The following is a 24,555-nucleotide window of genomic DNA, read 5'->3' as shown; positions in this document are numbered from 1 at the left end:
CGTGACCTCCAATACCAAATCCGTCTGGGGGCTCTCCGCCGCCCACCTGGTGACCGACCTCTACTCGCCCGTCCTCCCCGCAATCCTCCCGCTCCTCATCGCGGAGCAGGGCTACTCGTTCTTCCTCGCGGGGCTGATCGTCACGGTCTACAACCTCACGTCGTCGTTCGTGCAGCCGCTCGTCGGCTGGGTCTTCGATACCCGGGGGTTTGCCGTCCACATCGGCACGAGCGTCGCCATCAGCGCGATCTTCATCTCCGTCATCGGGCTGCTCGACAACTACTACATCGTGCTCGCGTCCGTAGCCGTCGCGGCGCTCGGGCACGCCTTCTTCCACCCGAGCGCGCTCGGCACCGTCAGCCGCCTGACCCGGGACGCGAGCCGGGGCAGGATCACCTCCTACTTCGTCATCGGCGGCAACCTGGGCTACGCCATCGGCCCCATCTGCGCGGGCGTCGCCGTCGGGCTGATGGGCCTTCCGGGCCTCGCCATGCTCGCCGTCCCCGGCCTCGTGATGGCGGTGGTGCTCCGGCGCATCCTCCCCTCCCCTGACCGCAGCTCCGTTCCGGAACCTGTCGCCCCTGCCGCCAAACCCTCATATCGGGCGATCGTCCTCCTGGTCGCGGCATCCGGCCTCCGGGCATGGGCGATCTTCGGCTCGGTCGCCTTCCTCCCCACCATCCTCACGCTGCGGGGGTTCGACCTCGTGACCGCGAACATCCTGGTCTCGGGCATGCTGATTGCCGGGGTCGTGGGGCAGGTCGTCGGCGGCGCGCTCTCCGACAGTTACGGCCGTAAAGAGTACACGATCCTGGGGCTTGTTGCCGCCATCCCGCCGTTTGTCGTATTCCTCACGACCGGCGGCATCGTCTCGCTCGTCGCGCTGATGATCTTCGGGTTCATCCTCTGGTCGACCTTCGCCGTCACCGTCGCCATGGCGCACGAGATAGCCCCCGGAAACGTCGGGCTCGTCTCCGGCCTGATGCTCGGGCTCGCGGTCGGCGTGGGCGGGATGGGGGTCGCGGTCACCGGGTGGATCGCCGATATGACGACGCTGACGCTCGGCCTCACCACGATCCCGCTCGCGATCGTCCTCGCCGTGCCGCTCTTCCTCCTCGTCCCCTACCCCTGGAAGTCCTTCCTGCGGGGCCGGCTCCCCTCCCGGGGATGAACCGCCCCATCCCTTAAGTACCGGGAGTGCCGATTCATCCCCGATGGTCACCCGGTTCCAGCGCTACCGGCAGATCGCCGATGTGCTGGTCAAATACGGCTTCGGGATCCTTGTCGAGGAGATCGTTCCCGGCGGAGAACGGCTGCGGGGGCTCGGGAAAACCCGGAAAGACGAACGGTCGGTCTACGAGCGGATTCGGCTCGCCATCGAGGAACTGGGGCCCACCTACGTCAAGTTCGGCCAGATCGTAAGCACCCGCCGGGAACTCCTCCCCCCGGAGCTGGTCGAGGAACTGCAGAAACTCCAGGACCGGGTCGCCCCGGTCCCCTACAATGAGATCCGGCCGGTGATCGCGCAGCATTGCAGGAACCTCGAGGAATGTTTCGATATCATCGAGGCGGAACCGGTCGCGTCGGCCTCGCTCTCGCAGGTGCACCGCGCCGTGACGCGGGACGGCCGGCTCCTCGCCCTCAAGGTGCAGCGCCCGGGGATCGCCGAGCTGATCGAGACCGATATCACGATCCTGCGGTCCCTCGCGAAGCGGGCGAACTCGCTCTTCCCCGATCTCCGGGTCTACAACCCGGAGGGGGTGGTGGAGGAGTTCGTGACCCAGATCCGGCGCGAACTCGATTTCACCCAGGACGGGATGAACGCGGAGCGTCTCAAGCGGAACCTCGCGGACCTGCCGTGCGTGAGGATCCCCCGGATCCACTGGGACCTCTCCGGCCCTGCCATGCTTGCGATGGACTACGTGGAGGGTGTGCGCATCGACGACGTGGAGGCGATCCGGTCCCTCGGCCTCATCCCCGAGGAGATCGCCGCGACGGGGTTTGAGGCCTACGTCAAGCAGATCTTCGTCGACGGGTTTTTTCACGGCGACCCCCACCCGGGCAACCTTCTCGTGACATGCGAGGGTGAGATCGTCTTCCTCGACTACGGCATCGTCGGCGTCCTCCGCCCGGAACGGCGGCGGGTCTTCGTGGACCTCCTCCTCGCCATGAGCCGGACGGACGTCGCCGGGGTGATCTCGGCACTCAAGAAACTCGACGTCCGGATCGATCCGGCGGTGCTCGATGCGGTGAAAGACGACCTTTATGTGGTCCTGCTCGACTACCGGGAGACGAAGATCGAGCAGGTGAACTTCGGGACGGCGATCCGGGGCCTGACCGAGACCCTCCGCAGGTACCGTATCCGGGTGCCGTCGACCCTGATGATCATGATGAAGGTGATCGTCATGGTGATGGATATCGGCACCCGGCTCGACCCCTCGTTCAACTTCGACCGGAGGATCCGGCCGTACCTCCTCGATATCGCTGCGGCGCAACGGCTCTCCCCGGATAACGTGACGGGTGCGGTGCAGTCGATCATCGGTGCGGCCGAGGGCCTCCTTGCCCTCCCCGGGAACGTGAACGAGACGCTGAAGACACTCTCCGAGGGCACCGTTAAGCTCGAACTCGAGGACCACGACCTCGACGAGATCGTCGGCGTCATCGACCGGACGAGCGACAAGATCATCGTAGGGGTGGTGGTCGCCGCGGTCGTCGTGGGCTCATCGCTGGTGCTCCGGGTTGCCGATATCCCCGTGCCCGGGTACGTCTCGGTTCTCGCCACGCTGGGCTACGTCTTCGCGGTCATCGTCGGGTTCTATGCGGTCTATAGCGTCCTCAGGCACAGCCGGGGTCTCCGACGGTAAAGGACAGGAGTTCGTCCCAAAAAGATCTCCGGACCTTCGGTATACCCTAATTGAAGCCCTTATGTCCGGGGCGTCTATCATCTGAGCCGCATTCTGAGCAAAAAGGGTGAATCGGCTTTCTATTGGATATCGCACCTTCGCACCTAACGGTGCTCAAACTCCGTTCCTGCGGAACGTCGTTCTTCGGTGCTCCAGTTCCGGTTCTACGAACCGTCGCACTCACCGTCAGCCCCTCTTCGCACCTTCAGTGCTCGAACTCTGTCCTTTCAGGATGTCGTTCCCCCAATGGCGATAGCCACCACGGAAGCCGTATCCGGAACGCAACCGACGATCGCGTATGAGTGGTGCTGGTGCGAGTGGTGACGATTTGAAGATCGAGCCCTGATAGGCCGGATTTGCGCAGTACGGCTGCCGGGACGGGGGAAAAAGTTATTCGCCCTTCTTGAAGAACAGCCGGCAGTGGCAGGTTCCCTGCTCCTCGATCTCGTTCTCGTGGTAGATGCAGGGGCAGACGATGATCCGGTCTTTCTCGGGGTCGCCGCTCCGGAGCCTGCAGGGGCAGTATGCCTCCCCGAACCGCTCCTTGTTCCGGGCGAGCCCGCGGAGGACGGCATCGAGCTGCTTCTCGTCGACGTTCAAGATGAACCCTTTCTCCTTCGCGTACACCTTTGCCCTGGTCCGCGCCTCTTCGATCCCTTCTTCACTCATAATAAAACTCCAATTATCCAACTTATCGGCGCCTGTACCCTTCGATATAGGCTATCATCGAATTAAAGATTTTGACTTCGTCATCCGACCCGAGCACGGGCTCGCTCGCCCGCTCGGAATGCTGCATCGTCGCGAGGACGTGGTAGGTGTCCCGGTCGCAGTTGCTGCCGCCGAACTGCATCCCCGCAAACCGCATGCCTCACTCGACCTCAATCGTGTAGTCGTGGATAATCGGGTTCGCGAGGAGCAGCTCGCACATCCGTGCCGCCTCCTCGCGTGCCGCCATAGCATCCGGTGCATCGAGCGTGATCCGAACCAGCCGCGCCGTGGTCAGGTCGTCGGTCGGGAACATCAGGTTCGCGAGGGCGTGCCGGATGGCACGCGCTTCGGGGTCGAGCATCCCCTCTTTGAGTCCGATGGTGATGACTACGGTATACCTCATGCGGGCTCGCCCCAGGGCGGGGAGAGGATCCGCTTCGCGACGCCGGCGTAGGTCTCCATGACGTCCCCCTTGCCGAACCGGTAGACGTCTTTATCGAGGGACGTCCCGGTCTCTTTGTCCCAGAGGCGCATCGAGTCCATGCTGATCTCGTCGCCGAGGACGATCTCGCCGTTGTACTTACCGAACTCCATCTTGAAATCGACCAGGGTGATGCCGCGCAGGTCGAGGTACTCGCTGATCAGTTCGTTTATCGCGAGCGCCATGGCCTTGATCTGGTCGAGTTCCTCGGGCGTGGTGAGACCGAGAGCGTAGATCAGGTCGTCGTTCAGCATCGGGTCGTGGTGGGCGTCGCTCTTGTAGTCGATGACGATCACCGGCGGATCGAGCGGTTCTCCTTCCCGGAACGGGTAGTTGCGCACGATCGAACCGGCCGCGACGTTTCTCACGATCACCTCGAGCGGGATCATCGTGAGGTTCCGCACGGCGATGACGCCGGGCTCGATGCTCGCGAGGTAGTGCGTCCTGATCCCGTGCTCTTCCAGGTACCTGAAGATGAAGGTCGAGACCTCTGCGTTGTATCTCCCTTTGCCCTCCAGGGTATCTTTCTTCTCGCCGTCGAACGCCGTGATGTCGTCCCGGAACTTCATGATGTATACCTCCGGGTCGTCGGTGCGGTAGACGGATTTAGCCTTCCCCGTGTAGAGGAGGTCAGCCTGTTTCATGGTCGGATCTCCTGGTATCTGTTGTCCGGGATTTGTCATGAGGTTATGCACCCGCGTCCCGTCCGGGTGCGGCAATCCTCTCCGCGAGCCGCCGGATGAGGGGTTCGAGGAGCGAGGAGTACCAGCCCTTCTCGATGTACTGCGGGTAGATGCAGAGCCGTTCGCGGAGTTCGGCGTCCCCGGCGATCCGCCGGAGTTCGTCGATCTGCGGCCAGGGATGCTCCGGGTTGACGTAATCGATGGTGAGCGGGGAGACCCCGCCGAGGTCGTTGACGCCGCACCTGATGAGGCGGGATGCGTCCGCAAGGTTCGGGGGTATCTGCACCGCCACGTCCGGGGGGAGGATCTCGCGTGCGAGGCTGATCGCCGCAGCGATCTCGTCGGGGCCGGGGACCGCCGCCCCTTCCATCGCGGTCCCGGGTTTCGGACAGAAGTTCTGGACGATCACCTCCTGGATATGACCGTAGCGCCGGTGGAGGTCGGCGATGACCCGGAGCGACTCCTCTCGGTCGTCCGCCGTCTCGCCGATACCGAGCAGGATGCCGGTCGTGAACGGGATCGAGAGCCTCCCGGCGTTCTCGATCATCTCTATCCGCACCGCCGGGTCCTTCCCCGGGGAGTTCCCGTGCGCCGGAATATCCGCGGTCGTCTCGAGCATCAGCCCCATGCTCGCGTTCACCTCGCGGAGCCAGCCGAGTTCCTCGTAGGTGAGGATGCCTGCGTTGGTGTGCGGCAAAAGACCGCGTTCGATGGCCGCGAGAGAGAGGTCGTAGACGTAGTCGAGGATATCCGCGTAGCCGAACCGCCCGAGCATCTCGGTAAAGCCCGGTACCGCGCCGGGCCGCTCCCCGAAGGTGAAGAGCGCTTCCGTGCACCCGAGGGCTGCGCTCGCTTCCAGCGTCAGGATCGCCTCGTCGGGCGGCATGACGCACCCTTCCTCGACGGGGGTGCGGAAACAGCAGTAACCGCAGCGGTTCTGGCAGACCGTCGTCAGGGGAAGAAACGCGTTCTTTGAGAAGGTGATCACGCGCCGGTGCATGGCTATATGTCGGCATTCCCGCACATGAACTTTCGGTCGTGAGGGCGACGTGGCCTCGCGCGAAGCCGTGAAGGACGACTTTCCCGAAGGGCGCGACGTTCCGTAGGAATGCGACGGGCCGCAGGCCCAGGGTTTGAGCACCGTCAGGTGCGATGAACGCGAAGGGAGTTTCAGGCAACTATACTGGACTTCGCGTCTTCGCGTCTTCGCGTGAGCAGATCATCAAGGTAGTCGGCAGGTGCGAAGGTGCGAGAACCGAAATGTGAGCACCTGAAAAGGGTTGGATCCGGAGTTTTCGATTTAGCCCGGGCTGCCTTTTCCCGTCGCGGGGAAACGATGCCTTTTTGATACTGCCCCGACAACCGTTTCCCAATGTACTTCCACGCGCTCATTCCCTTTAAGCCGGTAAACCCCAAGACGCGCCTCTCCTGCATCCTTGACCAGGAAGAGCGGGAAGCGTTCGCCCGGGCGATGCTTGAAGACGTGATCGCCGCCGTGCAGAAGTCCGGGTGCAGCGCCACCCTCCTCTGCACCCACTCCTTCAAACACGAGAACGCCCTCGTCGCCGTCCGGACGGAGTCGCTCAACGACGCCATAAACTGGGCGCTCAAGCAGTTCCACTGTCCCGCGCTCATCATCATGGCCGATATCCCCCTGGTGACGGCCGGGGATATCCAGCGGCTGATCCGGACCGAGAAGGACATGTCCATCGTGCCGGGGCGGGGCGGCGGGACGAACATCATATTCTTGAAAAAGCCGCGGTGCTTCCGCGCCGACTACTACGGCGCGAGTTTCCTCGACCACATGCGGATTGCCGAGGAGTGCGGCTTCTCCGTCGAGGTGATCGATTCATTCAGGATGTCGACCGATATCGACGAGAAGGAAGACCTGGTCGAGATCCTCATTCACGGAAAAGGAAGAAAGAGCAGGGAGTATCTGGAGAACTCAGGGTTCTCGATCGCCCTTGACGAGAAGGGACGGGTCGGCGTGCAGCGCGACCCCCATAAAGAGGCACTCTGAAGCGTCGATCGTGGCGACCCCGGCATAATCGCCGACGGGAAGCCCGACTCCCCGCACCACGGCCGCGGGGACGCACTCCCCCGCCTCTCCCATCACGAGTTCTGCGGCGGACGCAATGCAGTCCGCAACCGCTCTCTTCGTGACCTCAAGTTCGCGGCCGAAGAGGTCTTTTCTCCCGCGCTCGTCGACCACCGAGGGGATGCCCGAACACCCGATCGCGACCCCGGAGCACCCGAGCCGCATCGCGTGCGTCCGGGAGTCGACGACGATGACCCCGACGTCGGCCCCCGACCGCCCGGCGATCGCGGCACGGATACCCGCCGCGGATGCGTCCGGGTCAAGGGGGAGGAGGACGAGCGTGCCCGCCGGGGTGTTCGAGGCGTCGATCCCGGCGTTCGGCAGAAGCGTCCCGTTCTTCATGCAGAGCAGGAACCCGGGAATACCCCCGACGATCCGGTCGCTCTCCCGGAGCACCACCTCGGCGTGCCGGGGATCCATCTCGTACTCTTCGGCGAGCCGGAGGCCCTCCGCCGAGGGCTCGATATCGTCGAGCCTCACGACCTGGCCTTCGGCGGTGGCGAGAGCGGACTCTGCCACGACCAAGACGTCGCCCGTCTCGAAGTTCCGGGCGGCCGAGTGTTCGACGGACGAGAGAAGGTGCGCCGCGACGTCATCGCCGGGGCGGAGCAGGGGGGTCGCAAGGCCGTATACCGAGAATGAAGGTGTCGTCATGTCTGCCTCATCTTTGCACGGACCCGCAGGAGGTCGGCGGTCTCGGCGACGTCGTGGCTCCGCACGACGGCCGCACCCGCGTCGACGAGCATCGTCGTGAGCGCGAGGGTGCCCGCGAGCCGGTCTTCGGGCCGGCGGCCGAGCAGGTCGCCGATGAACGTCTTCCGCGAGATCGCGGCAAGCACCGGGCGGCCGAACTCCAGGAACGAGTTAAAGTTCCGGCAGAGTTCCCAGTCGTCCTCGTTCGTCCGTTCGGGAACCCATCGCCCGACGGCGGGATCGAGGACGTACTCCTCGATCCCGAGGCGCGCACACCGGCCGACGACCGCTTCGAGGGCTTTCTGTGTGGCGGCAACTCCGGCGGCGTCGCCGGGCTCCCGGCAGCTCGCCATCGCGAAGACCGGCAGCCCGGAGTCGGCGATCGCCCGCGCGTATCGCTCTTCTGCAAGCCCGGAGATATCGTTCACCGCATGGACGTCGTGGCGGAGGCAGACCTCGAGCACCTCCGGGTAGCGGGTATCCACCGAGAGGGTGATCCCGGTCCCGTCGAGTTCCGAGAGGGCCGCGTCCACCCGTGCCGCCTCCTCGGCGACGGTGATGGGAGAAGAGCCCGGGGCCGTGCTCCGCGCACCGAGATCGATCATATCGGCGCCCGCTGCCGTCATGGCGAGGGCGCGGTCGTAGACCTCTCCGGCCGGGATATAGGAGCCCCGGTAGAACGACTCGGGGCTGCAGTTGATGACGCCCATCAGGCGAACCGGAGCGTCGCCGCCGATCCGGAGACGGTTTACCAAACAGTGGTGTTGTCGCATGTCCTCATCTTGGCCGCCATGAACGTGTTCTCCATCAGCGTCGCGATGGTCATAGGGCCGACGCCTCCGGGGACCGGGGTTATCGCTCCCGCCCGGTCTTTCACCGCCTCGAAATCGACGTCGCCGCAAAGCTTGCCCTGCTCGTCCTGGTTGATCCCGACGTCGATGACCGTTGCGCCTTCCTTCACCATCTCCGGCCCGACAAACTTCGCTTTTCCAATCGCGCTGACCAGGATATCGGCGTTTCGCATCTCCGCCTCGATATTCTCGGTCTTCGAGTGGCATATGGTGACGGTCGCGTCGGCGTTCAGGAGCAGGGCGGCCATGGGCCGGCCGACGTCGATGCTCCGGCCGACGACGACCGCCCGCTTGCCGCGGATCGGGATATCGTATTCTTCGAGGATTGTCATGATCCCCTGTGGGGTGCAGGGCGCAAAGACCGGGGCTCCGGAAAACAGCCTGCCGAGGTTGCAGGGGTGGAACCCGTCCACGTCCTTATCGGGCGCGACCGCCTCGATGACGCGGGTGGTATCGACTCCGGCCGGGAGCGGCAGCTGGACCAGGATCCCGTTGATGTCGGGATCGTTGTTGAGGCGCGCGACCGCCTCGAGCACCCGCTCCGTCGTGGCGTCCGCCGGGAGTTCGATCCCGACCGACCCGATCCCGACGCGCTCGCACGCCCGGTGCTTCATGCGGACGTACATCTGCGACGCTGGGTCTTCGCCCACGATGACGGTCGCGAGGCGCGGGTAGAGCCCGGACTCTTCTATTCTCTCTTTGAGGATCTCGAGTCTCTTCTCCGAGACCGCTTTGCCGTCGAGTATCATGCTACTTCAGGGTAGAGGGGATACTTGCTCGCAAGGGCAATAACCTCTTCTCCCACTTCGGCGATCGCCTTCTTCGAGGTCTTGTCCTTCGCGATATCCTTCACGACCCGGGCGATCCAGTGAGCGATCTGCTTCATCTCTTCCTCTTTCATCCCGCGCGAGGTAACAGCAGGCGTGCCGATTCTGAGGCCGCTCGTCACGAAGGGGCTGAGCTGTTCGCGGGGGATGGTGTTCTTGTTCACGGTGATCCCCGCCTCGCCGAGCGCGGTCTCGGCCGCAAGACCCGTGAGGTGCTCGCCGTTCGTCGAGACCCCGGTCAGGTCGAGCAAGATCAGGTGGTTGTCGGTGCCGCCGGAGACGAGATCGAGCCCTTCCTCTGCGAGGACGTCGGCCATCGTCTTTGCGTTCTTGACGACCTGCCCGCAGTAGTCCTTGTACGCGGGGGTCAGGGCTTCCTTGAAGCAGACCGCCTTTGCCGCGATGGTGTGCATCAGCGGGCCGCCCTGCATTCCCGGGAAGATCGACTTATCGATCGCGGCCGCATCCTCCTTGCCGCACATGATGGCGCCGCCGCGGGGGCCGCGCAGGGTCTTGTGCGTCGTCGTCGTCACGATGTCGACGACCCCGACCGGGGAGTTGTGGTATCCGGTCGCGCAGAGTCCGGCGATGTGGGCGATATCGGCCATGCACCGCGCGCCGACCGTATCGGCGACTTCCTGGAAGGCCTTGAAATCGATCTCGCGCGGGTAGGCGCTCGCGCCGCAGACGATCATCTGCGGTTTCACTGTCCGTGCGATCTCCTCGATCGCCGCGTAGTCGAGCGTCTCGGTCTCGGGGTCGACGCCGTAGTGGAAGATGGAGTACCAGCGCCCGGTGATGTTGACCGGCGATCCGTGGGAGAGGTGGCCGCCCTGGGTGAGGCTCTGGCTCATGATCTTGTCCTTGTAGCCGAGGTAGGCGAAGTAGACAGCCTGGTTTGCCTGGCTCCCGGAGTGAGGCTGGACGTTCGCGTGTTCGGCCCCGAAGAGTTCGCAGAGCCGGTCGCGCGCCAGGTTCTCCACGACGTCATGGAACTCGCAGCCGCCGTAATAGCGCTTGCCGGGGTATCCCTCGGCATATTTATTGGTCATGATAGAACCCATCGCTTCGAGAACCGCCTTACTGACGACGTTTTCGGAAGCGATCAGTTCCAACCCGTTGACCTGGCGCAGGCGCTCCTTCTCGATGAGGCCTGCGACTTCTGGATCGAAGTTTGCCAGATTAGACATGCAGAAAAAGGGTTGCTCCGTTGAGGTAATATGCTTTCTTTTATACGGGGCCGGTTGCAGCTGCGCGGGAGGCATTCTTTGTACGGCCTCCCGAGACGCGGGCATGGGCCCCGGGGGATGCGGCTCCGCCGTCATCCGCGACGGCCGCCGGGATTTCCCCGACTGCGTCCCGGATTAAATGTAATACTTCTTCATTCGGGGGAATCTATAGTAATATTATTACGTAATTATTATCAAGGATTAGTTTGAGGGAGATAATGGCGCAGAAGGATGCGAGGATACGGTTTCTTGAGCGGGAACTTGCGGAGCGCGAGAAGGAGATGGAGACGATGAGAGAGCGAGAACAGCCGCCGGTATCGGCGGCGGGAGACGAGCGCCTGCACGACCTTGAGCGGAAAGTGCGGGAGTTCGAGGATGTGATGAGGGGCCTGGCGGAAGACCGCGGGCAATCCCGGGCGCCGGAGACGGGAGACGAGCGTCTGCGCGACGTGGAACGGAAGGTGCGGGAACTGGAGGCCGTGGTGAAAGGCCTGACGGAAGAGGTTCTGGACATCAAATCGATCGTGATGAAACTCGCCCGGGATGCGGAGGAGCGCCGAAAGGCACCTGTGCCGGTCGAGGAGAAGAAGGCCCCCGTCACGCTCCAGGCGGAACCACGCGCCGCCGCCGAGCCGCGCCCCGTGCGTGCCGTGGAGCGGAAGGCTCCTGCGCGCCAGGTGGAGCGGCGGCAGCCCGCGCCCGCTCCGGAGGACGACAAGGACTTCGAGCTCATCATGCAGAACGACGGGACGCTGAAACCGGAGCCAAGGAGATCCTCCGAGTACATCGTCGCCAGCACCGGGTCCGGGATCGCCGCGGCGAAGGGCCGGGGTAAAGGCGGCAAACCGGCCGAACGCAAGCTCTTCGTCGAGCAGAAGGCACGTCCGGTCAATGACGTCATCCAGGCCGACGAGGACGACACCGTCGACCTCGATCGATAGGTAAGGGAGTCCCGTCCTTGTACATCACGCAGCTTGAGATCGACAACTTCAAGTCTTTCGCCAGAAAGACGAAAATTCCTTTTTTCGAAGGATTTACTGTCATCTCAGGCCCGAACGGCTCCGGAAAGAGCAACATCATCGACAGCATCCTCTTCGTCCTGGCCCTCTCGGGTGCGCGGGGGCTGCGGGCCGAGAAGCTGACCGATCTCATCAACGTCAATTCCGGGAAGAACACCGCCGAGGTGACGGTCACGTTCTCGGACGGCACGGTGATCCGCCGCCGGATCAAGCGGACGCCGGCGGGATACTACAGTTACAACTATCTCAACAACCGCCTCTGCAAGCAGAGCGACGTCATCGAGTTCCTCGCGAAGATCGGGATCAAGCCGGAGGGCTATAACGTCGTGATGCAGGGCGACATCACCCGCATCATGGAGATGACCGACGGCGAGCGGCGCAAGATCATCGACGAGATTGCGGGTGTCGCCGAGTTCGATCAGAAGCGCGGACAGGCATTCTCGGAGCTCGAAGTGGTGCGGGAACGGCTCGAACGCGAGGAACTCCTCTTGAACGAGCTCGTGGCGCGGCTTGACGCGCTCCAGCACGAGCGCGAGCAGGCGATGGAGTACCGGCGGTGGCAGGAGGAACTCGAACACCTCGAACAGTGCCGGGGGGCGGCGCTCGTCCGGCATAAAGAGCAGGAGATCGGCACCCTTCACGATCTCATGCGCGATCAGCAGGCGGCGGTCGCACGCACCGAAGGAGAGGTCGAGGCCGTCAAGAGGGAGATCGAGGAGGCGCACGGACGCCAGCAGGCCGTCGAAGAGGAGATAAACCACAAGAGCGGTCCCGAGTATCTCGAACTCGTCGGACGGCTCGAAGAGGCGCGAAGCGCGATCAAACTCGGCGAGAAGAGCATCGAGCGACTGAAGGTCAACCGCGACGAGAATGCCGAGGCTGTCCAGCGGGTCTATCTCGACAGCAAACGCGCCGAGGCGAAAGTCGAGGAGTGCGCCGCGCAGATCCGCAACCTCTCGATCGACCGGGCTAACCTTGCCATGGAACTCGCGAAAGAGCGCGACGAGATGGCAGGGATCGAGGAGCGTATCGCGAGCGGGAGCAAGGAGGTCGAAGGGGTAAAAGACCAGCTCTTCGCGAAGATGCAGGATCTCGAGAGCAAGAAGGAACTCCGGTCGAAGATCCTCCGCGAGCAGGACCTCTTCATCGAGAAGAGCCGGATGCGGACGTCGGAGCGGGAACGCCTGGACGCGCGCATCGCCCAGATCGAGGAGGAACTCACGAACAAGCAGGAGCAGGTTGCGGAGTACTCCTCCTGCATGGCCGACTGCGAGGCACAGAAACACCAGATCGAGCGGGATCTCTCCGAGGCGGAGAGCACGCTCTTTGGGCGGCGGTCGGCGCTCGATCGGCTGAAGAAGGAGATCCGGGAGAACGAGCAGAACCTGATGCGCTATGAGGCGCAGCAGCAGGCGCACGGCGATGCCGGCGGGAAGGCGATGGAGGTCGTGCTCGGGATGGACGGCGTCCACGGCGCGGTCGCGCAGCTCGGGCGAGCCCCGCCGGAGTACGCGACCGCGCTCGACGTGGCGGCGATGGGCCGGCTCAGGTGGGTCGTCGTCGATACCGACGCGGTGGCGTCCGATGCGATCCGTTACCTGAAGGAAAACCGGCTCGGGCGGGTCACGTTCCTGCCGCTCAACAAACTCCGGCCCCCGATCCTCTCGCCGCTCGAGGCCGATCCGGGGATCGTCGGCTACGCGGTCGATCTCCTGGAGTTCGACCCGGCGTTCGACCGCGCGTTCCGGGTCGTCTTCGGCGCGACGGTTGTGGTGGACACCCTCGATCGTGCGCGGCGGCTGATGGGCCGGTACAGGATGGTCACTCTCGATGGCGATTTCGTCGAGAGGAGCGGTGCCATGACCGGCGGTTCCCAGGGAAAGAAGGTCCGCGGGTTCGGGGTGGCGGTCGACGACGAGATCGCGCGGGTTCGCGCGAAGCTCGCCGAACTCGAGGCGGAGGCGGGCGAGATCGAGGCGTCTATCGGCCGGTTTGCCGTGGCCGCGGAGGCGAAACGAGCGGAGCGGAGTTCGATCGACGAGCAGGTTGCGCGCTACCGGATGCTGGTGGACGAGTTCCGGAAGCGGATCGAGGTGCTCTCCGGTGAGAAGCGGACGCTCGAAGAGAGCCTGCAGGAGATGCTCGATGCCGCGAAGAACGGCGGCGAGGAGCTTGCACGGCTCGAGGGCGATCTCGAACGGATAACCGGCGAGATCGCGCAGGTCTCGGCGGAGATCGACGACCTCAAGAAGAAACTCGACGATACTGAGGTTCCGGAGCTCAGCGAGCGGTACGAGAGCATCCGCAAAACTGTCGAGGATATCGAGCGGCGGCTCCGGAACAAGGATGCCGACATCACCGATGCGAAGCGCGAGCGCCAGCACTTCGCGAACCGGATCGAGGAACTTGCCGCGGAGCGGAGCCGTCTGGAGGCGAAGAACCGGGAGATCGACGGCGAGATCGCGACCACGCAGGAGCAGATCGAGGAACAGCGTCGTCTGATCGTGCAGTTCGAGGCGCGCCAGAAGGAGTTCTCCGACGAACTTGCCGGCCTGCATGAGAAGCGCGACCGGGTTCTCGCGGAGATCCGGGTGCTCGACCAGCGCTCGCTCGAACTCTCGGGCACGATGGAACGGATCCGGATGCAGATCGATGCTCTCGAGGAGCGGGAACGGACGCTCCTCGAAGAACTCGCGGTGCTCAGGGAGCAGGCAGGCGACGTGGAGACGGATCTCGACCTCGCCGGCATCGAAGCCGGTATCGCGGAGGCCGAGCGGGCGTTAAAGAAGATCGGCGCGGTGAACATGCTCGCGATCGAGGAGTGCGACCGGGTCTCCGCTCGCGTCGAGGAGCGGACGGAGAAGAAAGAGGTGCTCTCGCGGGAGCGGATGATGCTCCTCGAGCGGATCGAGAAATACGAGAAGATGAAGTACGACGCCTTCATGACCGCATTCACCGCGATCGACACGAACTTCCGCGAGATCTTCGCGCGCCTGACCGACGGGAGCGGGAGGCTTGTCCTCGACAACGAGGAGGATCCCTTCGCAGGCGGCATGACGTTTGCAGTCCAGCCGCGCGACAAGAAGGTGCACCTCCTCTCCGCGCTCTCGGGGGGCGAGAAGTCGCTCACCACGCTCGCGTTCATCTTCTCCATCCAGCAGTTCATGCCCGCGCCGTTCTATGCGCTCGATGAAGTGGATATGTTCCTCGACGGGAACAACGTCGGCCGCATCGCCACCATGATGAGCGAACTCTCGGGGAACGCGCAGTCGATCATCGTCTCGCTTCGAAAACCGATGATCGAGCGCGCCGACCGCATCGTGGGCGTGACGATCCGCGCTGACAAGAGCACCTACGTGACCGGTGTGCAGAACAATGGATGAGGAACCTGTCGAGATCCTGGCCGGCATGGCCGAGCGGGGAGAGGTCGATCCCTGGAACATCGATATCGTTGACGTGACCGACCGGTTCCTCGCCGAACTCGACCGCCGGAAGGAGCTCGACCTGCGGATCTCGGGGAGGACGCTCTTTTATGCCGCGTGCCTGCTGCGCCTGAAGTCGGATTACCTCGATAGTTGGGGCGAAGAAGAGGACGAGGATTCGTTTGACGATGACGAGGAGGAGTCGTTTGATGATCTTGGGTTCGACTTCGAGTCGGGCGGAGGGGCCGAGCCGATCGGCCGCCTGGAGCGGGAGATCCAGCGTCGCCTGGGGCGAAAGAACCTGCGGAAACGCCCCCCGGTCACGCTCTACGAGCTCATCAAGCAGCTCAAAACGGCGGAGAAGGAGCAGCGGCGCAGGCAGCGCAAACGGGTCTCTGTGCCGAGAGAGCCGGACCTCGATCTCGACGCCCGGGATGTGGTGGCGGTGGCGCACGACGAAGGCTACCTGGGTGCGGTCGAGGTCGTCATGAAGGAGTTCCGGCGCGCTGCCCCGAACGGGGATGTCCTGACGCTCGGCGATCTCTCCGGCGCCATAGGGCGGAGCCGCCGCGATGTCTACATCCCGCTCCTCTTCCTGATGCTCGAGGGCAAACTCGCGCTCTGGCAGGACGAGTTCTTCGGCGAGATCTATGTCGGCGAGCAGATTCCCGACAACGATGCCGCAGAGGCCGATAACACTACTTCGTCACAGTCCTGAGGAAACTCCCGTCAAACTTTCAACAGCCTTTCACGCTCAACGCGTGAGGTCGTTTCATCCACTCTACTGAAAACTCGCGCAAAGAGCGACGTTTTCTCCTGAGCGGAGTTGCCGCACCGGAGGAACGATGGTCAAAGGGCCGTCGTCTTTTGCATCTCCAGTTCTGCGACTGCCGGGACGGCGCGATAGGCTGAAGAGCCGGGGCGTGAGCATCAAAAGTGTGGAGGGGGGCAGGGGCGGCGTTATGTGGAACCTTTGATACCGTGGTCCAGTTCTGGATCAGGACTCCTCATCCCCGGTCTGATAGCGTTGATCGCCCTGTTCCTGCGATAATTATGCCCGCTCCGTGATTGATGGGGCTGCGCGCATGGGATCTTACCCGCGCTCTTGCCCCCGGTGAGGTCTTTTGAGGGGTGAATCCCGGGAGTTCGGCAGCGCGATTCCACTTTTCTGAACCGGTGCGGGGTAAATGTTTAAATACCTCCGCCATCAACATGTAATAGTCAAGTTGGGAGCAAAATCCGCGTGAATTCTGCACGGAATGTGCAGAATGTCCGGAGATCTCAACGTTTATGGGGGTCGAAGCCGTGTGCTTGGATCCGACGATGCAGGGAAATGTTTATATGGCATTGGTGACAACATAGTAGGGCTGTGTTGTCAGGACGTCGGATCGTGCAGCCCTTCCGGGGTGGTCTGATCTCGTGTCCCTCAACCGCTGTGAGGGCCCGACAATTGAGTCGGGTCTGATGCAGGGTGACAATGTTTATATGTCCGGAGATCCGATATATATTCTCACAAGATGAACTCACCCACCCGCGACGCGGGTGGGGGTCGGGGGTGTATGTTTGATTTCCGGCCTGGAACCTGGATGGGAACAATGTTTATATGTGATGACTCACAAACATATGTTTCTGCACAGGTGAAGCATCTGGGGGCCCGGAACGCAAATTTCCGGACGGTTCTCAGATCGGGCCGGAGATCCTTCGGGAATCTCCGGGGTGGATCCTGTAGCGGGATGAAAACGTTTATATGTGTTCAAACACAAACGTTAATTCCCTCGCAGGTGAAATCTCGCGACCCGGTTTGGGCCGAGTTCCCTGTATTCAAAACGGATATGAAGGTTCGAGACTCGCTCTCGAATCCGATGCAGGAACACATGTTTAAATACTTGTAAAATAAACATTGTTTTCCTGTTGATGGAGAACCGACACGACCGCGCCGTGACGCGGGTTGGTTCTGACGTTGGCATTGGCAATGCGGAAATTTGTTCAGTAACCGCTAATTCCTCCCAAGTTTAGTAGTGTGCATCACTTCCAAATTCTGGTTGATCCTGCCAGAGGTCACTGCTATCGGGGTTCGATTAAGCCATGCGAGTCGAGAGGGTTCGGCCCTCGGCGTACTGCTCAGTAACACGTGGATAACCTGCCCTAAGGAAGGGGATAACCCCGGGAAACTGGGGATAATACCCTATAGGTTACAGATGCTGGAATGCTCTGTAACTCAAAGTTCCGGCGCCTTAGGATGGATCTGCGGCCGATTAGGTTGTTGTTGGGGTAATGGCCCAACAAGCCCGTAATCGGTACGGGTTGTGGGAGCAAGAGCCCGGAGTTGGATTCTGAGACACGAATCCAGGCCCTACGGGGCGCAGCAGGCGCGAAAACTTTACAATGCGGGCAACCGTGATAAGGGAACCTCGAGTGCCTGTATATGCAGGCTGTCCAGGTGTCTAAATAACACCTGAAGAAAGGGCCGGGCAAGACCGGTGCCAGCCGCCGCGGTAATACCGGCGGCTCGAGTGGTGGCCGCTTTTATTGGGCTTAAAGCGTTCGTAGCTGGGTTATTAAGTCTCTTGGGAAATCCGGCGGCTCAACCGTCGGGCGTCTAAGGGATACTGGTAATCTTGGAACCGGGAGAGGTGAGGGGTACTTCGGGGGTAGGAGTGAAATCCTGTAATCCTCGAGGGACCACCTGTGGCGAAGGCGCCTCACCAGAACGGCTTCGACAGTGAGGGACGAAAGCTGGGGGAGCAAACCGGATTAGATACCCGGGTAGTCCCAGCCGTAAACTATGTGCGTTAGGTGTATCGACGACCACGAGTCGTCGAGGTGCCGAAGGGAAACCGTGAAACGTACCGCCTGGGAAGTACGGTCGCAAGGCTGAAACTTAAAGGAATTGGCGGGGGAGCACCACAACAGGTGGAGCCTGCGGTTTAATTGGACTCAACGCCGGGAATCTCACCGGATAAGACAGCGGAATGATTGCCGGGCTGAAGACTCTGCATGACTAGCTGAGAGGAGGTGCATGGCCGTCGTCAGTTCGTACTGTGAAGCATCCTGTTAAGTCAGGCAACGAGCGAGACCCACGCCAACAGTTGCCAGCACGATCCCCGGATCGGTGGGGACACTGTTGGGACCGCCTCTGCTAAAGGGGAGGAAGGAATGGGCAACGGTAGGTCAGCATGCCCCGAATTATCCGGGCTACACGCGGGCTACAATGGGCAGGACAATGGGTATCGACATCGAAAGGTGAAGGCAATCTCCTAAACCTGTCCGTAGTTCGGATTGTGGGCTGTAACTCGCCCACATGAAGCTGGAATCTGTAGTAATCGCGTTTCAAAATAACGCGGTGAATGTGTCCCTGCTCCTTGCACACACCGCCCGTCAAACCACCCGAGTGGGGTTTGGATGAGGCTGCGGTCGTTGCCGCAGTCGAATCTAGGTTCCGCAAGGGGGGTTAAGTCGTAACAAGGTAGCCGTAGGGGAATCTGCGGCTGGATCACCTCCTAATGAAATTACTTGGGTCAAGCGGTTGCTGGACAAAACGTAAAATTGCTGATGTCAACGGGAGATTCGGGCTCATAGCTCAGTTGGAAGAGCGCCGCCTTTGCGAGGCGGAGGCCGGGGGTTCAAATCCCCCTGAGTCCACTGGGCAGGAAGCATCCCTTCCTGCCTTCGATGCACCCGGAGATGTGAATCACCGGGGAAGGGCTGAAGGTCTTTTGACCTGAGGAGGCTGTGTATAGGTGCGTACTCTGGACGTTAAATGAGTTCAGCGGAACGGCGATATGCCTATCAGTGGATGGCTCGGTTCGAGTGCCGAAGAAGGGCGTGCCAAGCTGCGATAAGCTCCGGGAAGACGCATGGAGTCTACGATCCGGAGATTCCCTAATGGGACATCCCAACACTTCGGTGTTGATCCGTAAGGATCGGGAACCCCCCGAATTGAAACATCTTAGTAGGGGGAGGAAAAGAAATCAACCGAGATGTCGTTAGTAGAGGCGATCGAACACGACAGAGTTCAAACTGAATCCCGGCAACGGGAGATGTGGTGTCGTAAGCCTACCGTTCGGATACCAAGGTCAAATGGAAGTCCTCTGGAATGTGGTACCAAAGAGGGTGACAGTCCCGTACATGTAAACCGAGGTATCCTGGTAGTGTCTTGAGTACCGCGGGTTGGAATTCTCGCGGGAATCTGGGGGTCATCAACCTCCAAAACTAAATACTACTCGAAACCGATAGCGTATTAGTAGCGTGAGCGAAGGCTGAAAAGTAACCCTTGAAAGGTGGTTAAAAGTGCCTGAAACTGATAGGTGATGGTGAGTTACGGCGCGAAAGGATCTTCCACGTGAAGGAACCCGTCGCGAGGCGGTAGTACGGGCGTGGTTGCCGGTGTCGTAACCTACGTTTTGAAGAACGGGCCAGAGAGTTTATTCTGCAGGCGAAGGTTAACCCAAAAGGGGAGCCGAAGGGAAACCAACAGGTCCGTAGCCTTCGGGCATGGGACGACGTATTAAAAGTGCGTGGAGTCTGCAGGATAAGACCCGAAGCCCAGCGATCTATGCGTGGGCAGGTCGAAGTGTGCCGAAAGGCGCGTGGAGGACCGCAAGCGGTTTTGATATGCAAATCATTCGCGTGACCTGCGTATAGGAGTGAAAGATTAATCGAGCTGGGCATCTGCTGGTTCCTCTCGAAACATGCCGTAGCATGACCTGGCTGGAGATAGACGGTGAGGTAGAGCACTGATTGGGGGAGCTGGGGGAGAAATCCCTCACCCTCCTGTCAAACTCCAAATTCCCCGTCGTCGAAGAAGGCTGGCAGTCCGCATTACGGGGTAAGCTTGTAATGCGTAAGGGAGACAACCCAGACCGTGGTTAATGTCCCTCAATGTAGGCTAAGTGTCAACACTGAAAGGCGTCCCAGGCCAAAGACAACTGGAAGGTGAGCTCAGAAGCAGCTATCCTTTAAAAAGTGCGTAACAGCTTACCAGTCGAGGTTTGGGGCACTGAAAATGGACGGGGCTAAAGCCTACTACAGATACCACGGACCACGCGCAAGCGTGATGGCGTAGAGAGGCGTGCTGCCTGGGCAGAAGCAGGGGCTTGAGCTCCTGTGGACCGGGTAGTAATGAGAATTCTGGCATTAGTAGAAGCAAAGTTGGGTGAGAATCCCAACCGCCGGAGGGGCTAGGTTTCCTCGGCAATGTTCGTCAGCCGAGGGTTAGTCGGTCCTAAGGTGTGTCGTAATTCGAGCACATCGAAAGGGAAACAGGTTAATATTCCTGTACCATGCGTCTGTAGCAGTTTACTGCCCTGACGCTTCGGGATATGCCGGGCAGGGTCGTCGCCCTGTCCAAGCGTTCAAGCTCGTGGAGTACCGCCATGGTGAGAAGCGAGTGAAGGCGTGATGGGGTAACTCGGCAAATTCCTGGAGCCCGTGAAAAGGGAGACGTATGTCCGTACCGAGATCTGACACAGGTGCCCCTAGCTGAAAAGGCTAAGGCGTGTCGGTTTAATCGTGTTAAGGGAACTCGGCAAATTAGCCCCGTAACTTTGGGAGAAGGGGTGCCTGCCTGGCGATCAGGCAGGTCGCAGTGACCAGGGGGCTCTGACTGTCTAATAACAACATAGGTGACTGCAACTCGGAAACGACTAGTATAGTCACTGATTCCTGCCCAGTGCGAGTATCTGAACACCGGGTTCAACCGGACGAAGGACTCGTAAACGGCGGGGGTAACTATGACCCTCTTAAGGTAGCGTAGTACCTTGTCGCTTAATTGGCGACTTGCATGAATGGATTAACAAGAGCCCTACTGTCCCTAACACGAGGCCGTTGAACATTTTATCCTAGTGCAGAGACTAGGGACTCCAGATGGGAAGTGAAGACCCCGTGGAGCTTTACTGCAGCCTGTCGCTGTGTTACGGTATTCCTTGCGCAGCGTAGATGGGAGGCGTCGATCCACCCCTTCCGGGGGGTGGGGAGCCAACAATGAGACACCATCCTTGGTTTACTGTAACACTTACTCAAACCTGAGGACAACGATAGGTAGGCAGTTTGGGTGGGGCGCCACACCCTCGAAAAAATATCAAGGGTGCCCTATGGTCAACTCATGTGAGTCAGAAACTCACAGGAGAGTGTCAAGAGCATAAGTTGGCCTGACGCGATTACGCATAGCAAGTAATCGCGAGAGGAAACTCGGGTCTAACGAACCAATGAGCCTTATTGATGAGGGCCATTGACGACAGAAAAGCTACCCCGGGGATAACAGAGTCGTCGCCGGCAAGAGCACATATCGACCCGGCGGCTTGCTACCTCGATGTCGGTTCTTTCCATCCTGGCCGTGCAGCAGCGGCCAAGGGTGAGGTTGTTCGCCTATTAAAGGGGATCGTGAGCTGGGTTTAGACCGTCGTGAGACAGGTCGGTTACTATCTATCTGGAGTGTTAGGAGTCTGAAGGTAAGATGGAAATAGTACGAGAGGAACTTTCCGTCGTCGCCTCTGGTCGATCGGTTGTCCGACAGGGCAATGCCGAGCAGCTACGCGATAAGGGATAAAAGCTGAAAGCATCTAAGCTTGAAACCTGACCTAAAAAGAGACTCCGTTGAGGACACGGGTAAAAGACCCGTTTGATAGGTCCGGGATGTAAGCACGAAGGCAACGACGTGTTCAGTCCGCGGATACTAACGTCCGATGCCGTCCGCTGAACTCAGACGAAATCCGGAGTACGCACCAAAAACACCCCGAGTGAGTAATCCTTAAATAAAAAGGAGGACTAAACTACTGAGGTAACACAGCTTGCCAAGGTGGCGGAGCGGCCACGCGGTTGACTGCAGATCAACTACACCCCGGTTCAAGTCCGGGCCTTGGCTTTGGTAATAGCGGCCATAGCAGAGGGGAAACACCTGGACCCATTCCGAACCCAGCAGTTAAGCCCTCCCACGTGCCGTGTGGTACTGAGGTGCGCGAGCCCTCGGGAAGCCCGACTCGCTGCTATTACCTCCCTTTACTCTGAAAACTGTTCTTCTGATATCTTATTGTGCGAGCGTTTGCTGTTTCCGATCGCCTGTTTTTGGTAACGCGCGTTTGTAGACCGTCTCTCAATCACACCTAACTGCCCCGGCAGGGCCGGTCCCGGGTTATCGATGGGATATCTCCTAACCCCAGCCTCATACCCGGAGCGCGGGGCCTGATGCGTCGGCTGTCAGCCGCGCTTCGTGAACAGTGAGAGGTATCCGGATTCTCACTGGTGTATGGCATGCAGCGTCACGATCGCGAGAATATTGGGATGACCTCTATATCAGCACAGCACGGGAAGATCGTCATAAGGTTATTATAGCGGTGTCAAGACAGACTTCATCTGGTGCAGCATGGAAGTCAGTTCAAGGAACCAGTTGAAGGGCACTATCAAGATGCTCAAGAAAGGGCCCATAAACAGTGAAGTGACGGTCGTCCTCCCCGGAGGAATCGAGATCGTCTCGGTCATCACGACCTATTCGGCCGAAAAAATGAATCTAAAGGAGGGATCGGAGGTTTACGCCCTGATAAAGGCCTCCGAGGTCGTGATAGGCAAGGACTGAGCGGCTCGTGCTGCAGGCCGGGCACCCTTCTCTCTTTTTTTTGCTTCGGAGGGGTCTTACGGGAACCGTGTGGCGAGGAGGGCATCGACGTACGCCGCTGCAACGGCACTTTTATTGGGGGTGAACCAGACCTCTATCGTCCGTTCGCCGATAAGGCAGTTGATCTCGACAATACCGAACTTGTGGATGATCCGCACCTCTCCTGCATCGGTCTCCCTGAGGTAAAGGTCCTGGTTCCGGACAAAAGCGGCGACGTCCTCCTCGGTCACCGGACGCGGGAGATGATAAATCATCCGCTGCCAGTGCGGGTATGGGGGAATCTGGTTGGCATATGGGGTGGACAATCTGGATTCTCCTGTGCAGTTTCGAAGGTGGGGTATACCGGGACTTCGATGATTGATATGGGTGTCCGGTGGATAACAAAATATCGGGGGCGGGTGTGAACTGCCCCACCCGTAAGAATGGGGCCTCCCGTCTATCCCCACAAAGATGCACGATTCCCGGGGTGGAGGGCGCGCTCTCGCTGGAAAGGGGCACTATCCCCCGTCGGCGTATTTTTCCGGAATGGGAGGCTTCGGGTTACGCCACCTCCCACCACATCACCACCACGTTGTTCGTCTCGACGAACGTGCCGTTCTCATCGGCATGCGGGAGGACCGACTCCCGGATGCGCTCCGCCACGTCCTCGTCAACCTCGACGAATCGGCCGACAAACGACGCCGTCGAACGGACTTTCTCTTCAACGGTCATCGTATTGGTGAACGAGAAGTGCGTGACGTTGAGCAGCCTGCCCCACTCCCTGAGGATGACGTAGGCAAAGTAGTCGCCGTCGGGTTCGAATTCCCCGCCGTACTCCCTGCCGGTAATCCGGGTGTAGACTTCCTTGACGACATCGCCTCTTCCGGCGGGCTGCACGATGGCACAGTATCTCCTGGAGGCGTTCTCCATCTTTTTCAGGTGTTCCTCAAGATCCGGGATCATCCAGAGGAAGTGCGAACAGAAGACCAGATCGTACCTGCCCTTCAACGCCTCGTCATCGGTACGCAGCCAGTTCGTATGGATCACCTCGACGTTGTCGCAGGACTCTTCACGCAGGTTCTCCTCGAGATGAGCGATGTTCCGCAGCGAAAGGTCGACGGCGGTGATCTTTTTGACCCGCTTTGCGAGCGGGACGGTCACCGTCCCCGGCCCGGGTCCGATCTCAAGCACCTCCGAAGACGGGTCGAGAAAGCCGGAGAAGATCTCCACGGTTTTCCTGCCGTACTCGTATTCGCCTTCCTTGACCCTTTTTGAGAAATCGGAGGCGGCTTTTGTCTTTATATCGGGGTCGAAACGGAGTTTCGGACCTTTAAACCTCTCGCTCAGGATCGCTTCCCGAGCCTCTCTCCAGTTAACCCTGTATTTCAGTTTGCGCTGCTCTCCTATCATGTAGGAATATTCTCTGGATGGGCTGATAAGTATTAACAAGTTGACAGTAACTCTTCGACAATGTTGGCTTCATTATGTTAACTTTACGCGGATGCGATGCGCGCATGATCTGCGATCGACCCTCAGTCCGGCATAAGATGCACGGTCTGATGCCCTGGTCCCCCAATAGTGATGCGACCGGCCAACGGGTGGGAGCTGGAGCACCGGAGAACGACGCTCCTATAGGAGCGGAGCACGAAAAGCCGTGAGGCTTCGAGGCGCGAACACAGTGAGCGTGAGCACCGAAGGTGCGAAGTGTGCAGTCCCCCCGGAACCCGTGTCCGGGACGCAGTCGATGTTTCTCCTGAGGGGGTCTCAACAAGGCCCCATTCACAAAACCGAAAACCAGGGGTGGAGAAGAGCGGGAAGAATCCCTGTCGCCCCGTTGAAGCACCTTCCGGGACATCCGGCACGATGCCCGGTCGGGCTCTTCCCCGTTCCCGGCGTTCGCGGTGTTCCGCGGTTTGGTTTGATGGAATTGAGGTTTTTACAATTGGATCTCAATGATGCGCCGCCACTGCGGTGGCACCATTCTATCTGTTGACGGTGTTACATATTTAACTTTTGTTCCGGGTCGAACTATTTACCTTTACTTGTGCGGCGC

At 60.5% G+C, this 24,555-nt stretch carries 18 protein-coding genes, 2 tRNA genes and 3 rRNA genes; 12 read left to right on the top strand and 11 right to left on the bottom strand.

All coding sequences use genetic code 11. The features are described 5' to 3' along the window. Window position 1 precedes the first annotated feature (1 nt). Together L21_RS00860 and L21_RS00855 are read left to right on the top strand one after the other, a co-directional pair. Window positions 2-1,171: an MFS transporter gene (locus L21_RS00860; RefSeq protein ID WP_074368612.1), complete on the top strand. Its 1,170-nt coding sequence runs from the start codon at window positions 2-4 to the stop codon at window positions 1,169-1,171. A gap of 43 nt (window positions 1,172-1,214) precedes the next feature. Beyond that, window positions 1,215-2,864: an ABC1 kinase family protein gene (locus L21_RS00855; RefSeq protein ID WP_074368611.1), complete on the top strand. Its 1,650-nt coding sequence runs from the start codon at window positions 1,215-1,217 to the stop codon at window positions 2,862-2,864. A gap of 429 nt (window positions 2,865-3,293) precedes the next feature. On the opposite strand, the gene L21_RS00850 is transcribed toward L21_RS00855, so the two are convergent. From L21_RS00850 to cofG, 5 genes are read right to left on the bottom strand one after another with little or no spacing between them, the layout of a single operon-like run. Beyond that, window positions 3,294-3,572, bottom strand: coding sequence for a ferredoxin-thioredoxin reductase catalytic domain-containing protein (locus tag L21_RS00850; protein WP_074368610.1), 279 nt, complete (start codon window positions 3,570-3,572; stop codon window positions 3,294-3,296). Window positions 3,573-3,594: 22 nt separating this feature from the next. Next, window positions 3,595-3,768 carry a hypothetical protein gene (locus L21_RS13720; protein ID WP_256711812.1) on the bottom strand — a complete coding sequence of 58 codons (174 nt, stop codon included), beginning with the start codon at window positions 3,766-3,768 and terminating at the stop codon, window positions 3,595-3,597. Between the two features lie 3 nt (window positions 3,769-3,771). Continuing rightward, entirely contained in the window at window positions 3,772-4,014 is a 243-nt protein-coding gene (gene purS / locus L21_RS00845) for a phosphoribosylformylglycinamidine synthase subunit PurS (protein ID WP_074368609.1), read from the bottom strand. Beyond that, window positions 4,011-4,736: a phosphoribosylaminoimidazolesuccinocarboxamide synthase gene (purC, locus tag L21_RS00840; RefSeq protein ID WP_074368608.1), complete on the bottom strand. Its 726-nt coding sequence runs from the start codon at window positions 4,734-4,736 to the stop codon at window positions 4,011-4,013. The genes purS and purC overlap by 4 nt, the downstream gene beginning before the upstream one ends. 43 nt (window positions 4,737-4,779) lie before the next feature. Then, window positions 4,780-5,775, bottom strand: coding sequence for a 7,8-didemethyl-8-hydroxy-5-deazariboflavin synthase CofG (cofG, locus tag L21_RS00835; RefSeq protein ID WP_074368607.1), 996 nt, complete (start codon window positions 5,773-5,775; stop codon window positions 4,780-4,782). 372 nt (window positions 5,776-6,147) lie between these two features. Between cofG and cofC the strand changes: the two genes are divergently transcribed. Beyond that, entirely contained in the window at window positions 6,148-6,795 is a 648-nt protein-coding gene (gene cofC / locus L21_RS00830; RefSeq protein WP_074368606.1) for a 2-phospho-L-lactate guanylyltransferase, read from the top strand. On the opposite strand, the gene cofE is transcribed toward cofC, so the two are convergent. The 4 genes from cofE to glyA are packed head-to-tail and all read right to left on the bottom strand — an operon-like array spanning window position 6,721 to window position 10,434. After that, entirely contained in the window at window positions 6,721-7,527 is an 807-nt protein-coding gene (gene cofE / locus L21_RS00825; RefSeq protein WP_074368605.1) for a coenzyme F420-0:L-glutamate ligase, read from the bottom strand. The two genes, cofC and cofE, sit on opposite strands and share 75 nt — an antisense overlap. Next, on the bottom strand, window positions 7,524-8,339 hold the full coding sequence (folP, locus tag L21_RS00820) for a dihydropteroate synthase (RefSeq protein ID WP_074368604.1): 816 nt from the start codon (window positions 8,337-8,339) through the stop codon (window positions 7,524-7,526). The genes cofE and folP overlap by 4 nt, the downstream gene beginning before the upstream one ends. Beyond that, window positions 8,315-9,166, bottom strand: coding sequence for a bifunctional methylenetetrahydrofolate dehydrogenase/methenyltetrahydrofolate cyclohydrolase FolD (gene folD / locus L21_RS00815; protein ID WP_074368603.1), 852 nt, complete (start codon window positions 9,164-9,166; stop codon window positions 8,315-8,317). Before folD ends, folP begins: the two co-directional genes overlap by 25 nt. Next, window positions 9,163-10,434 (bottom strand): serine hydroxymethyltransferase, encoded by a 1,272-nt coding sequence (gene glyA, locus L21_RS00810; RefSeq protein ID WP_074368602.1) that lies wholly within the window; start codon window positions 10,432-10,434, stop codon window positions 9,163-9,165. Before glyA ends, folD begins: the two co-directional genes overlap by 4 nt. Before the next feature lie 257 nt (window positions 10,435-10,691). Here glyA and L21_RS00805 point away from each other — a divergent pair, with 257 nt between their 5' ends. From L21_RS00805 to L21_RS00765, 9 genes are all read left to right on the top strand, one after another. Next, on the top strand, window positions 10,692-11,414 hold the full coding sequence (locus L21_RS00805) for a DUF7518 family protein (protein WP_074368601.1): 723 nt from the start codon (window positions 10,692-10,694) through the stop codon (window positions 11,412-11,414). 17 nt (window positions 11,415-11,431) lie between these two features. Next, window positions 11,432-14,875, top strand: coding sequence for a chromosome segregation protein SMC (gene smc / locus L21_RS00800; protein WP_074368600.1), 3,444 nt, complete (start codon window positions 11,432-11,434; stop codon window positions 14,873-14,875). Next, window positions 14,868-15,632, top strand: coding sequence for a segregation/condensation protein A (locus L21_RS00795; RefSeq protein WP_074368599.1), 765 nt, complete (start codon window positions 14,868-14,870; stop codon window positions 15,630-15,632). The genes smc and L21_RS00795 overlap by 8 nt, the downstream gene beginning before the upstream one ends. Before the next feature lie 1,317 nt (window positions 15,633-16,949). Further along, a 16S ribosomal RNA gene (locus tag L21_RS00790) occupies window positions 16,950-18,416 on the top strand. Window positions 18,417-18,483: 67 nt separating this feature from the next. Then, a tRNA-Ala gene (locus L21_RS00785) sits at window positions 18,484-18,556 on the top strand. A gap of 126 nt (window positions 18,557-18,682) precedes the next feature. Next, window positions 18,683-21,610 (top strand): 23S ribosomal RNA (locus L21_RS00780). Between the two features lie 94 nt (window positions 21,611-21,704). Further along, window positions 21,705-21,776, top strand: a tRNA-Cys gene (locus L21_RS00775). Between the two features lie 5 nt (window positions 21,777-21,781). Next, window positions 21,782-21,903 (top strand): 5S ribosomal RNA (gene rrf / locus L21_RS00770). Together the 16S, 23S and 5S rRNA genes with 2 tRNA genes alongside form the textbook arrangement of a ribosomal RNA operon. A 371-nt stretch (window positions 21,904-22,274) precedes the next feature. Beyond that, the gene (locus tag L21_RS00765) at window positions 22,275-22,484 is read left to right on the top strand and encodes a TOBE domain-containing protein (RefSeq protein WP_074368598.1); all 210 of its coding nucleotides are present in this window, start codon (window positions 22,275-22,277) and stop codon (window positions 22,482-22,484) included. A gap of 56 nt (window positions 22,485-22,540) precedes the next feature. Here L21_RS00765 and L21_RS00760 read toward each other — a convergent pair whose 3' ends face one another. Further along, window positions 22,541-22,753: a hypothetical protein gene (locus tag L21_RS00760; protein ID WP_256711799.1), complete on the bottom strand. Its 213-nt coding sequence runs from the start codon at window positions 22,751-22,753 to the stop codon at window positions 22,541-22,543. A 310-nt stretch (window positions 22,754-23,063) separates the two neighbouring features. Continuing rightward, window positions 23,064-23,912 carry a class I SAM-dependent methyltransferase gene (locus L21_RS00755; RefSeq protein ID WP_074368596.1) on the bottom strand — a complete coding sequence of 283 codons (849 nt, stop codon included), beginning with the start codon at window positions 23,910-23,912 and terminating at the stop codon, window positions 23,064-23,066. Between the last annotated feature and the right edge of the window lie 643 nt (window positions 23,913-24,555).

Source organism: Methanoculleus chikugoensis (genome assembly GCF_900095385.1).
In the GTDB taxonomy this organism is placed as follows: Archaea; Halobacteriota; Methanomicrobia; order Methanomicrobiales; family Methanoculleaceae; genus Methanoculleus; species Methanoculleus chikugoensis_A.
This window is presented reverse-complemented; position numbering and strand designations above follow the sequence as displayed.